Origin of the sequence: Geobacillus thermoleovorans, from assembly GCF_001610955.1 — a bacterium.
GTDB lineage: Bacteria > Bacillota > Bacilli > Bacillales > Anoxybacillaceae > Geobacillus > Geobacillus thermoleovorans.
Genome location: NZ_CP014335.1, coordinates 1,725,068 through 1,737,652 on the forward strand (window position 1 = coordinate 1,725,068; position 12,585 = coordinate 1,737,652).

Below are 12,585 nucleotides of genomic sequence, written 5' to 3' on the forward strand. Positions count from 1 at the left end.
GGGTCTTGCTGTACATTGCCGCTGCTATACTTTTACTCTACTCCAGCATGCAAAATCTGGGCAAGCAGAAGATTGCATAAGAAAGCGAGCCGATGATGCAAAACTCGCCTTCCATCGCTCAGCGGAAAAGTGATTCCTTTCTGACGAATGGTTTTTACGAATATTTACAAAAACAGAAAGTAGGATATGCCGATATGATCCCCCTTTTTTTCAATATCGTTTTTTTGCTCGTGCTTCTTGCCGTCGGTTTATCCGTCGTCTTCCTGAATAAATTTGCGTCAAACCGGATTCGCATGATCAGCTACACTGAGCCTCTCCGTTGGGTGCCGTTCAACAATTATCAGCTGAATCAAATCAACAAAGCGGCGCAACCATAAGCGCAAAGCGAAAATCCCGCGCCTGCTTGAAGCAGGCGCGGGATTTTCACTGATCCGTCAGCTATTTTCCGCCGTTTTCGCCGCTTTCAGCTGACTGCGCAAAATGAGCGACTGGATGATCGAGAAGCAGCCGCCAACCACCCAGTAAAGCGACAGCGCCGATGGGACGGAGCTGGCGCCGATAAAGATCATGACCGGCATGATGTACGACATCATCGCCATTTGCGGCATTTGTTCTTCGGCCATCGACGGCGAGAGGCGGAGCGAGATGAACGTCGTCAACGCCGCCAAAACGGGCAAAATGAAATACGGATCGCGGTGGCCAAGCTCGACCCATAGGAACGAGTGGGTTTTAATTTCTTGCGTCCGCGAAATCGCGTAATAAAGCGCCATAAAAATCGGCATTTGAATTAACACCGGCAGGCAGCCGCTCGCCGGGTTGACGCCGTGCTTTTGGTACAGCTGCATCATTTCTTGCTGGAGCTTGCGCTGCGTTTCCGGGTCTTTGCTTTTATATTTTTCTTGCAGCTTCAACAATTCCGGACGCAGCTTTTGCATGGCGAGTGATGCGCGGAACTGCTTCAAAATGAGCGGCAGCAAGCAAAAACGGACGATGAGCGTCAGCACGATAATGGCGATGCCGTAGTTGTCGCCAAACCAGTGCCCAAGCGTCAAAAGGAGCTTCGACATCGGGTAGACAAAATAATGGTTCCAAATGCCTTGGCTATGTTCATTGATCGGTTCGTTGCGGTTGCAGCCGGAAAGAAGCAAGACTGCACCAAGCAGCACCAATACCCATTTTTTCATGAAAAGCCCTCCTTACTATCATGTTGCAAAATCATGCCGTTTCATCATAAAGGAAAGGGCCTTCCATCCTCATCCGTTCGGCTTGTCCGTTCCCGAACGGGAATTTTCCGCCGCTGCGGCAAAAACAGCGGGCGCCATGGAAGCGCCGCTCGTTCGGCGCCTCCTCCCGCCTCCCGCTCGCGAACCGAGGCCAACGCCGGCTCGTAAAACAATGATTTCGCTGTCCGATGTGCGCCCATATACCCTTTCATGATGATCCATAACGCGCCGACAAGCGACATATACACAAGCAAATCAATAGGCGCTTCCATGCGTCCCGTCCACCCCCTTTTGCCCCGTCCATCTTCTCTTCTCATACAATAGCAAACTTTCCATCAAAAGAAAAGCAACAATTGATCACATCCGCTCCAAGCGGTGAAATGCCGGCTCGTCAGCCGCCAACATGGCGAGCTCTCCGCTTTCATCAGCCGAAAATGCCGCCTCAAGCTCTTGCTTCGCCTCATCGAAGCGTCCAAGCAGCGCGAGACAGCGGGCTCGTTCGTAGCGAAGTCGAGCATCTTTGGCCATATGGACGCACCGTTCAATGGCAGCCAAAGCCCGCTCAATGTGCCCTGCCGCTTCATAAGCAGCCGCGAGCTGCATATTCAGCTCTTCATCCTCAGGATACCAATCGGCGTAGCGCTCCCAAAGCGCCGCCGCTTCCTGATAGCGGCCCGTTTCCATATACTGTTCGCCAAGCAACATGAGCGCCTCACGGGCGAGCGGTTCTTCCGCCACGATCGCCTCCAGCTGCCGCTCGGCTTTCTCGTGCTGCCCTTCTTGAAGCCAAACGACCGCCTGCAACACGCGCAGTTCGACATCGTCCGGGTCATCAGCCACTAGCCGTTCAAGCCACCGCTTGGCTTCTTGGCGCTTCTTCTCATCGTCGGCCTTCAACAAGTGTTCGACGAATTCACGCGCCAATGAAGGATCCCAAACGCGGGCGAGCGCCCGGCGCCACGTTTTGATGGCATCGTCCTCCAGCTCGATCGCCGCATAGAGGCGGGCGAGCTGCCCATAGGCTTCCGCATCGCTGCGATTGAGGCGAATCGCCTCCTCATACAAATCAATGACGATCGAAAACAAGGAAAACCTGCCCATCCATTCTTTCGCTTTTGTCCACCACCGCACCGGCTCGTCGCTTTCGTTCTGTTCCTCTTCCAAATACGGAAGGAGAGCGGCGGCCGCATTCCGATAAACAACGCTTTTCGCCTCACGGCCGATCTTCAGCCGCTCCAGCCGGTGGCGCAGCTTCCCTAAGCCGCGCATCGTTTTCGGGAATAAGGCGACATATGCCGAATACAACGATTCATCGTCGGGATGGCGCACCATCAACCGCTCGAGCAGCTTGATTGCCTCTTTCGTGCGTCCTTCCCGGCTAAGCACATTCGCGTAATGACGAAGCACTTCACTGTGATCCGGGTCAAGAGCAAGCGCCCTCTCGACCGCCGCCTTTTCTTGATCGCGGCGTCCGAGCGCTCCATATACATACCCGAGGCTGTCATAGTACCACACATCTCCTCCACGCGGACGGGCATCGGCCAACGTCTCAAGCAGCGCCGGAGGCTCTATGATCGCTGCAAGCTGTTCGCTATCCACTCGCAGCGGAGCAAGGCGAACCGCCTGAAGCAAATGCGCGTGCTGCCGCTCTTCGTTTCCTTCTGCCTCATAGAGCGCAGCTAAGCGAAAATGGCAGAGGACAAACGACGGATCGGCTTTGAGACACGCCTCATAATGTTGTTTCGCCTCTTGGTAGCGTCCGAGCGAGGCGCACAGCTCCGCCAGCCGGAAGAGTGAAAGCCAATGGCCCATGGCGGCGGCTTCTCGGTAAAACGCCATGGCCTTGGACGGCCGGCCTTGCCGCTCATAAAGGACGCCGAGAGCGGAATGGGCCGAAGCGAGTTTCGGGCGAGCCGAGACAAGCTGTTTCAAAAACGCCCGGCCGCGCTCTCGAAGAGTTGGCGTTGTCAGCTGGTCGATGTAAAACTCGTACGCTTCTTCGGCATCAAACTCGGCGAGGCGCAGCCCTTCCTCCAACCACGACAGCGCCGTCTCGCGTCCTTCCTCCTCATCGGCGAAACCGTGGGCGATGAGCCATTTGCCTGCATTGAGCCAATATTCGCTGTTGTTGGCAAAACGGGTGCGCTGCTTGATTACATACCGGCGCGCCGCTTCCACATCCCCGCGCTCCGCGAGGGCGGCCGCCAAGCCTAGATGGGCAAACACGTCATCGCTGTCATGGCGGATCGCCTCTTCGTAGCACGAAACCGCTTGTTCCGCCTCTCCTTCCTCCATATAGAGATCGCCAAGGCGGACGTAAAGCGGCGCCAACCGCCAGGCGGCGGCCAATCCCTCTTCCAACACCGCTTTCGCTTTTTCCCGATCACCGTCGTCATCATACAAGTCAGCCAACATCAAATACGGGTACGGTTCCTGCGGGTCGAGCGCTTTGGCGACGCAAAAGCCGCGTTCCGCCTTGCGCCGGCGGCCGAGCTCCCGATCGCAGCGGGCCCGCTCATACCAAAGCTGGGCATCCCGCCGTTCGCGGCGCACAAGACGATCAAACCAGGCGCGCGCTTCGGCAAACCGCTTCGCGTGGAACAACAGCACACCATGGTTCGTTTCGATAAACAAATCGCCCGGATATAAGCTGACCGCTACGCGCGAAGAGATGAGCCCTTTTTCGATATGACCGGCGTACGCCGAGGCGAGTCCGAAATAGCTCCACACTTCCGGCTGATCTGGGTCCAACTGGAGCGAGGTGCGAAAATAGCGAGCCGCCTCTTCGTAGCGGCTGGCAAAAAAGGCGATTCGGCCGCGCAAATAATGGTAGAGCGGGCTTTGTGCCTTTCCTTTCACCCGTTTGAGCACGTCTTCAGCCTTCTCCATTTCTTGCGTGTAGATATACGCTTTCGCCGCCATCAGCAGCAAGTCGTTATGTTCGGGATACTCGCTCAAGACGCGCCTGGTGTAATCAAACACAAGCGGCTTCGCCTCATCGCTGCTAAAATGCTTCATGACATACAGCCATGTGTACGGGATGTGCTCATGCTTGCGCAAAAAGGCGACAAACGCGTCGAAATGCGCCTGCTCGTCCTCATCCATCTTTTCGGCCAACGCATGCAATTCGCGGAAATAGCGGTCTTCCTCTTCGGGGAGCTCGGCGGCGAGCGCCGCTTTTTCCCGGGGAAGCGCCACAATCGACAAATAATGCGTCCCTGCATACCATTTGGCAAGCTCGTCCTCGGAAACAACAAACGGATCAAATAGATTCGGGTCTTGCACGTACAACGCCCCAAGCCGCTCGTCATAGCCAAACAACACCTGCACGTGCGATGACTGTTCATAATCGACGCTTAACAGCACCGGAACGTCCTCATCAATCAGCCGCTTCCAACGAAGCGGCGAGCCGACGAAAAAGCGGCAAACAAAGCCAAGCTCTTCCAAATAATGAACCGTCGTCGACAATTTCGATCCGCGCACATCAAAAATATGTTGGGCCACTTCATCCTGCGTACGGGGGGAGCCAAGCAATCGAAGCATCATTTCCAAACTTGCCGGCACGCAATAGTTATGCTTTTGCACGACCGGCACAAGCGGCAGCACCACCGACCGTTTCCTTTGCCGCCCAAGCGCTCGGGCGTACGGCGTTTTTTCAAGCTGCGGCTCCGCTTTCACAAGCGATTCAAGCTTCTCCCATTCGTCAAGCTGGTAATACAGTTCGGCGCGCAAATGGGCGAAATAACGGCGATGCATATGAAGCGGATTCAGGCGGTCAAGTTCATCCATCGCCGCGAGCGCCTCACGGTAGGCGCGCACATCGCGCAAGCGGCGCACGCGCTCAGCGTAAAACGCCAGCACTTGCGGAAAGCGCCGCCCTCCTTCCTCCAAAACGGCAAGCGCCTCGTGGTGGCGGCCGTCAAGAGCGTACAAATCCGAAAGCAGCAAATAGCACATGTCGCCGCGCTCCGGGTCATCGAGACCGGCGCGAATCACCTGTTCGGCGCGCTTCCGGTCGCCGGTCTCGATATAAAAATAGCCCCACTTGTCATGCATCGGCACCGTCTCATAGCGGGCAACCACATCCATCCATTCGTGCGCCTCATCGATCCGCTGCATATCCAATAAAGCGCGCACCAACGCAAACGCCGCCCGGGCGATCGATTCCCTCGGCTCCTCCACCCGGCCTTCGAGCGCTTCTGTAAGACGCGGGGTGAGCGCCTCTTCCACATCGAGCGGCCGGCGGTTCTCGAGCCACTCATCACACACCCAAGCGAGCGTCTGCAACGTATTGAACTTCCGGTGGGCGTACCGCGCGACAAGCCCGCTATGCCGGTACATGAGCGCATAATCAAACAGCCGGATGAGCGCCCGAAACGGCTCGATGCTGTCCCATGACGCCATGAGCGGCCGCCATTGAAACAATCCCATGTTTTCTAAATGCGGCCGCACCTGGGCAAGGGCATCCACGATTCGTTTTTCTTCAACGAGCAATGCGATCGGTTTGATATGATTCATACAAAGAAAACTCCCTTATTCTTTTTCCAGCTATTTATAAGTGTAGAACAAGCCCGGCAAAACAGCCACATATTTTTTCACAAAAATACCGACAAACAAAAAATGGCCTCTCCTTTGAACAGGATCAGCCATATACCGATTCGTTTTATCCGGCGTGCTTGGCGAAAAATTCGAGAGACCGTTCAATAATCATCGGTTGATCGTAATCGAGCGTCGCCACATGGTAGCTGTTTCGGAGGCGGACGATCTCTTTCTCCGTCGATGAAATGCCTTGAAAGATGATGTCGGCGTTTCCCGGCGGCACGACGTGATCTTCGTCGGAGACAAAAATCAACGCCGGACAGACGATGCGATCGAGTTTCGCTTTTGTCTGTGCCATCAGCCTAGCCAGCTGAAGAAGCGAAGCGGTCGGCGTTTTCTCGTATGCCAGCTCTTTCACATCCGGATTTTTCAAGTCCGAACCGATCGAATCCAGATACCTCGGCAGCTCGCCCCCGCCCGTCATCCCGGCGGCGATGGCCGGGATGTCGACAGCGGCGTTAATCGGCACGATGCCGCAGATGTCTGGGTGATGTTCCGCCAAATAAAGCGTGAGCGTCCCGCCCATCGACAGCCCGGTGACAAAAATGGTTTGGCATCGTTGTTTCAGCCATCCATATCCTTCTTCGACCGAGGCGACCCAATCGTGGAACGTCGTCCGTTCCATGTCTTCGTAATGCGTTCCGTGCCCTTTTAAGCGCGGCAGGCAAACGGTATAGCCGGCTTTCGCATACGCTTCAGCGAGCGGGCGCATGCTGTGGGGCGTGCCGGTGAATCCGTGCACGAGCAGCACCCCGACCGGCCCGTTTTCGGCGTAAAACGGCTCGGCGCCCGAGAGCACCGGATATTGTTCGCTCATCTTCCTCTCCCCCTTATCTAGTCAAATCCGTTCCTCTCACTATATTCGCCGCCGCACCTCTTTTTTCCTTTTTTGATCGGACGCCGTTACCACATCGACAACCATGACCGCCACCATTCGTGAAACAAGCCGTTGACGCCAAAATAGACGAATGCGATCCAAGCGATGCCAACCAATGCTTTCTCCATCCCTTTTCCCGTCCGATAGAGCGGCACTTTCCACCGCTTGGACGAAAACGGCCAAAACAGCGGCACCCCTTGAACAGAAAAAAAGTCTTCCACAATATGAAACAAGTAGCCGAGCACGAGCCCAGCGGTAAACGGCGACGCCGAGTCGCGCCAGACGAGGGCGGCAAGCACCCCCCAGACGATGAGCGAATGCGTCATGCCGCGATGGCCGAACGCTTCTTTTACTTTCCCCGCGACGCCGAACGAACGGCGGCCGACGTATGACGACGGCTCGTCAATGTCAGGAAGAAGGCTGCCGATGACAAGCCCCGCCGTATAGGCGGCGGTAAACGGCAGCTTTGTATGCGCGGCCGCCGCCGCGCCGAGGCATAATGTGGCAATGACATGGCTGGAGTATCGCAACGAAATCCCCTCAAACTTTTATCGTTTTCCCCATTATACCACAGAAAAGAATATTTGTTCGTTTCTTTGACGGATTTGTGACAATGATGCCAAGTGTGACAAAGTTAACATCGCGTTATTGACATCATGGCTATAGTTAAAAGTACACAACGCTAATAAGGAGTGAAGCAAATGAAACGAAAACGATCTCCGCTCACCAACCGTTTCAAATATATTCGGCCGATCGAGCGCCAAGCCGACGGCCATAGCGAAACAACCTACGGCGACCGCGCCTGGGAAGATGCGTACCGTCGCCGCTGGCAGCACGACAAAGTCGTCCGCTCGACCCATGGCGTCAACTGCACGGGGTCGTGCAGCTGGAACATTTACGTCAAAAACGGCATCGTCACCTGGGAAGGACAGCAGCTCAACTATCCGTCGACCGGGCCGGATATGCCGGACTTTGAACCGCGCGGCTGCCCGCGCGGCGCGAGCTTCTCATGGTATATGTACAGCCCGCTGCGCGTCAAATACCCGTATGTCCGCGGCATCTTGCTTGACATGTGGCGCGAGGCGCTCTCCCATCATCCAAACAACCCGCTTGAGGCGTGGAAAAGCATCGTTGAAGACCGCGAAAAAGCGAAGCGCTACAAACAGGCGCGCGGGAAGGGCGGATTCGTGCGCGTCAGCTGGGACGAAGCGTTGACGCTTGTCGCCGCTTCCTTATTGTATACGGTTGTGAAATACGGACCGGACCGCAACATCGGCTTCTCGCCGATTCCGGCGATGTCGATGGTCAGCCATGCCGCCGGATCGCGCTTCATGCAGCTAATGGGCGGGCCGATGTTAAGCTTCTATGATTGGTACGCCGACTTGCCGCCGGCGTCGCCGCAAATTTGGGGCGACCAAACGGACGTGCCGGAGTCAAGCGACTGGTACAACGCCGGCTACATCATCACCTGGGGCTCGAACGTCCCGCTCACCCGGACTCCGGACGCTCACTTTTTAGCCGAAGTGCGCTACCGCGGCACGAAAGTCGTCTCCGTCAGCCCAGATTACGCCGAGTCGACAAAATTCGCCGACGACTGGCTGTCGGTGAAGCAAGGGACGGACGGCGCCTTGGCGATGGCGATGGGGCATGTTATTTTAAACGAATATTACGTCAAACGGACCGTTCCATATTTTGAACGATATGCCAAAACGTACACCGATTTTCCGTTTGTCGTCACCTTAAAACAAAACGGCGGCGCATGGACGGCCGGCCGCTTCTTGTTGGCGAAAGACCTTGGCAAACAAACGAACAATGCCGAATGGAAGCCGGTCATCTATGATGAAAACACCGACTCGTTTGTCGTGCCGAATGGAACGATCGGCGCTCGCTGGGAAGACAAAGGAAAATGGAACTTGCGTCTTGTTGATGAGGAAACAGAACAGCCGCTTGAGCCACGCCTGTCGTTTTTAGGGAGCGAAGATGAAGTCATCTCGATCCAGCTTCCATATTTCACCGCTGAGGGCGGAAAAACGATCGAACGCGCGGTTCCAGTGAAAAAAGTGCAAACCGTAACAGGAGACGTTTACGTCACGACCGTCTATGATTTGATTTTGGCCAACTACGGCATTGACCGCGGCATCGGCGGCACAGTCGCCCGCTCGTACGATGACGAGGTGCCATTCACGCCAGCATGGCAAGAAGCGATCACCGGCGTCGACCGCGAACTCGTCGTGAAAATCGCCCGTGAGTTTGCCGACAACGCGATCGACACAAACGGCCGGTCGATGATCATCGTCGGCGCCGGGATCAACCATTGGTTCAACTCCGATACGATTTACCGCGCCGTCTTGAACCTTGTCTTGTTCGTCGGCGCCCAAGGGGTGAATGGCGGCGGTTGGGCCCATTACGTCGGGCAGGAAAAGCTGCGGCCGGTGGAAGGATGGCAGACAATCGCCACCGCCCGCGACTGGGTCGGACCAGCGAAATTGCAAAACGGCACGTCATTCTTTTACTTTGCGACCGACCAATGGCGCTATGAAGAGCGGCCGGTCGATGAGCTCATCTCACCGCTGGCCAAAAAAGCGCGCTATTCACACCCTGGCGATTACAACGTCTTGGCCGCGCGGCTTGGCTGGCTGCCGTCGTACCCGACGTTTAACAAAAACGGCATCGAGCTGTATAACGAAGCAGTAAGCCATGGAGCCCGCACGCCGGAAGAGATCGGCGCCTACGTCGCGAAACAGCTGAAAAAGAAAGAATTGCAGTTTGCGATCGAAGATCCGGACAACGAGGCGAATTTTCCGCGCAACTTGATCGTCTGGCGCGCCAACTTAATCTCAAGCTCCGGCAAAGGGCACGAATACTTCTTAAAACATTTGCTTGGCACGACGAACGGCTTGTTAAACGATGACCGCGACAGCCTGCGCCCGGAAGAAATCCGCTGGCGCGATGAAGCGCCGGAAGGCAAGCTCGATCTGCTTGTCAACTTGGACTTCCGCATGGCCGGCACAGCGCTCTACTCCGATGTCGTCCTGCCGGCAGCGACATGGTATGAAAAACATGACTTAAGCAGCACGGATATGCATCCGTTCGTCCATCCGTTCAATCCAGCCGTGCCTCCGCTCTGGGAAGCGCGCTCGGACTGGGATATTTTCAAATCACTCGCGAAAGCCGTATCTGATGTCGCCAAACAAGCCGGCTTAAAGCCGATGAAAGAAGTCGTCGCCACTCCGCTGTTGCACGATACGGCGCAAGAGCTGGCGCAGCCGTTCGGTGAAGTGAAAGACTGGAGCAAAGGCGAAACTGAACCGATTCCGGGCAAAACGATGCCGAACATTCACGTCATTGAACGCGACTATACCCTTCTTTACGACCAAATGACCGCCTTAGGTCCAAATGTCGCCCGCCAGCCGATCGGCACAAAAGGGATTGCCTGGTCAGCGAAAGACGAGTATGAACAGTTGAAACGCCGGCTCGGCACTGTCCGGCGCGCTTCCATCGCCGACGGCTGCCCGGATATCAGCGAAGCGAAAAAAGCGGCTGAAGCGATTTTGACGCTGTCATCAACTACAAACGGCAAAATGGCGGTGAAAGCGTGGGAGGCGCTTGAGAAAAAGACGGATTTGAAATTGGCCGATTTAGCGAAAGAACGCGAGGAAGAATGCTTTACGTTTGAACAAATCACCGCCCAGCCGAAAACGGTCATCACCTCGCCGGCGTTCAGCGGCTCGGAAAAAGGCGGGCGGCGCTACTCGCCGTTTACGACGAACGTCGAACGGCTCATCCCGTGGCGGACGTTGACCGGCCGGCAGTCGTTTTACATCGATCATGAACTGATGCACGAGTTTGGCGAAACGATGGCGACGTTCAAGCCGGTGTTGCCGCACCGTCCGTTTTCAAACAAACGCCCGAAAGAAAACGGAAAGGAAGTCATCTTGAACTATTTGACGCCGCATAACAAATGGTCGATCCACAGCATGTATTTCGACTCCTTGCCGATGTTGACGCTTTTCCGCGGCGGGCCGACCGTGTGGATGAACAAAGATGATGCGGCCGAAGCCGGCATCAACGACAACGACTGGATCGAATGTTTCAACGAAAACGGCGTCGTCGTCGCCCGCGCCGTCGTCTCCCACCGGCTGCCGCGCGGCATGGCGTTTATGCACCACGCGCAAGACCGCCATATTAACGTGCCGGGCACGAAGCTGACAAACAACCGCGGCGGCACGCACAACAGCCCGACGCGCATCCACGTAAAGCCGACGCATATGATCGGCGGATATGCACAGTTAAGCTACGGATTCAACTATTACGGACCGACGGGCAACCAACGCGACCTGTACGTCGTCATCCGCAAACTCGAGGAGGTTGATTGGCTTGAAGATTAAAGCGCAAGTCGGCATGGTGATGAATTTGGACAAATGCATCGGCTGCCATACGTGCAGCGTCACGTGCAAAAACACATGGACGAACCGCCCCGGCGCTGAATACATGTACTTTAACAACGTTGAAACGAAACCCGGAATCGGCTATCCGAAACAATGGGAAAACCAAGAGAAGTATAGAGGCGGCTGGGAGTTGAAAAACGGCGAACTGCGGCTCAAATCCGGCTCGAAAGCGATGCGGCTCGTCAACTTGTTCTACAATCCGTACCAGCCTACGATCGACGATTACTACGAACCGTGGAATTACGACTATGAAACGTTGACGAACAGCCCGCTAAAACAATACCAGCCAGTGGCGCGGCCGAAATCAAGCATCACCGGCGAATGGATGGAGCTGTCATGGGGGCCGAACTGGGAAGACGATCTGGCCGGCGTCCATATCACCGGTTTGCGTGATCCGAACGTTGTCAAAATGGAGCAGGCGATCCAAGCGGAATTTGAGAACGTCTTTATGATGTACTTGCCGCGCATTTGCGAGCATTGCCTCAATCCGTCATGCGTATCGAGCTGCCCGTCAGGCGCCATGTACAAACGCGACGAGGACGGCATCGTCCTCGTCGACCAAAACGCCTGCCGCGCTTGGCGGTATTGCGTCACAAGCTGCCCGTACAAAAAAGTGTATTTCAACTGGCAAACGAACAAAGCGGAAAAATGCACGCTCTGCTTCCCGCGCATCGAAGCCGGCATGCCGACGATTTGTTCGGAAACGTGCGTCGGCCGCATTCGCTACATCGGCGTCATGCTGTATGATGCGGATCAAGTGAAAGAAGCGGCGAGCGTCGCCGATGAGAAACAGCTATATCACGCTCAACTGGACATTTTCCTTGATCCGAACGATCCGACTGTCATCGCCGAAGCGAAAGAAGCGGGCATCCCGGACGAATGGATCGCCGCCGCACAGCGCTCGCCGATTTACAAAATGATCGTCGACTGGAAAATCGCTTTGCCGCTGCATCCGGAATACCGGACGCTGCCAATGGTATGGTACATTCCGCCGCTGAGCCCGATCATGAATACGATCGAAGGAAAAGGAAGCCAAGCGAGCGCCGATGACATCTTCCCGGCCATTGATGAAATGCGCATTCCGATCGAATATTTGGCGAATTTGCTGACGGCGGGCGATACGGCGCACATCCGCACGACATTGAAAAAAATGGCGGCCATGCGCTCATACATGCGGGCGAAACAAACGAACAAACAGCCGGACATCCGCCTCATTGAATCGCTCGGCTTAAGCCGTGAAGACATTGAAGAGATGTACCGTTTGCTCGCGATTGCCAAATACGAAGACCGCTTCGTCATTCCAGCATCGCACCGCGAAGAAATCGCTGACTTGTACGCGGAACAAGGCAGCTGCGGGCTGGCGTTCGCCGGCGGCCCGGGCGCTTGCGGCACGCTGTAAAAGGAGAAAGAAGGCGAGCCCCGCCCCCTTCAACAATGA

At 55.7% G+C, this 12,585-nt stretch carries 8 protein-coding genes; 3 read left to right on the forward strand and 5 right to left on the reverse strand.

All coding sequences use genetic code 11. The features are described 5' to 3' along the window. Positions 1–92: 92 nt before the first annotated feature. Positions 93–377: a hypothetical protein gene (locus GT3570_RS08675; RefSeq protein ID WP_014195913.1), complete on the forward strand. Its 285-nt coding sequence runs from the start codon at positions 93–95 to the stop codon at positions 375–377. A gap of 57 nt (positions 378–434) precedes the next feature. On the opposite strand, the gene yidC is transcribed toward GT3570_RS08675, so the two are convergent. The 5 genes from yidC to GT3570_RS08700 form a co-directional block, all read right to left on the reverse strand. Then, positions 435–1,184: a membrane protein insertase YidC gene (gene yidC, locus GT3570_RS08680; protein ID WP_013145258.1), complete on the reverse strand. Its 750-nt coding sequence runs from the start codon at positions 1,182–1,184 to the stop codon at positions 435–437. 44 nt (positions 1,185–1,228) lie between these two features. Beyond that, entirely contained in the window at positions 1,229–1,495 is a 267-nt protein-coding gene (locus GT3570_RS08685; RefSeq protein ID WP_011231313.1) for a hypothetical protein, read from the reverse strand. A gap of 85 nt (positions 1,496–1,580) precedes the next feature. Further along, positions 1,581–5,741, reverse strand: coding sequence for a bacteriocin-processing peptidase family protein (locus GT3570_RS08690; protein ID WP_062898632.1), 4,161 nt, complete (start codon positions 5,739–5,741; stop codon positions 1,581–1,583). 145 nt (positions 5,742–5,886) lie between these two features. Continuing rightward, positions 5,887–6,639, reverse strand: a complete 753-nt coding sequence (locus GT3570_RS08695) for an alpha/beta hydrolase (protein ID WP_014195917.1) — start codon at positions 6,637–6,639, stop codon at positions 5,887–5,889. Between the two features lie 86 nt (positions 6,640–6,725). Next, positions 6,726–7,229 (reverse strand): metal-dependent hydrolase, encoded by a 504-nt coding sequence (locus tag GT3570_RS08700; protein WP_011231316.1) that lies wholly within the window; start codon positions 7,227–7,229, stop codon positions 6,726–6,728. Positions 7,230–7,400: 171 nt separating this feature from the next. On the opposite strand from GT3570_RS08700, the gene GT3570_RS08705 reads away from it, so the two are divergent. Beyond that, the gene (locus tag GT3570_RS08705) at positions 7,401–11,087 is read left to right on the forward strand and encodes a nitrate reductase subunit alpha (protein WP_062898633.1); all 3,687 of its coding nucleotides are present in this window, start codon (positions 7,401–7,403) and stop codon (positions 11,085–11,087) included. Next, positions 11,077–12,546, forward strand: coding sequence for a nitrate reductase subunit beta (narH, locus tag GT3570_RS08710; RefSeq protein WP_062898634.1), 1,470 nt, complete (start codon positions 11,077–11,079; stop codon positions 12,544–12,546). The genes GT3570_RS08705 and narH overlap by 11 nt, the downstream gene beginning before the upstream one ends. The last annotated feature ends 39 nt before the right edge of the window (positions 12,547–12,585 follow it).

Coding starts and splice junctions, on each gene's coding strand:
- GT3570_RS08690 (WP_062898632.1), bottom strand. CDS start 5,741: ATGAATCATATCAAACCGATCGCATTGCTCGTTGAAGAAAAACGAATC.
- GT3570_RS08675 (WP_014195913.1), top strand. CDS start 93: ATGATGCAAAACTCGCCTTCCATCGCTCAGCGGAAAAGTGATTCCTTT.
- GT3570_RS08705 (WP_062898633.1), top strand. CDS start 7,401: ATGAAACGAAAACGATCTCCGCTCACCAACCGTTTCAAATATATTCGG.
- GT3570_RS08685 (WP_011231313.1), bottom strand. CDS start 1,495: ATGGAAGCGCCTATTGATTTGCTTGTGTATATGTCGCTTGTCGGCGCG.
- GT3570_RS08695 (WP_014195917.1), bottom strand. CDS start 6,639: ATGAGCGAACAATATCCGGTGCTCTCGGGCGCCGAGCCGTTTTACGCC.
- yidC (WP_013145258.1), bottom strand. CDS start 1,184: ATGAAAAAATGGGTATTGGTGCTGCTTGGTGCAGTCTTGCTTCTTTCC.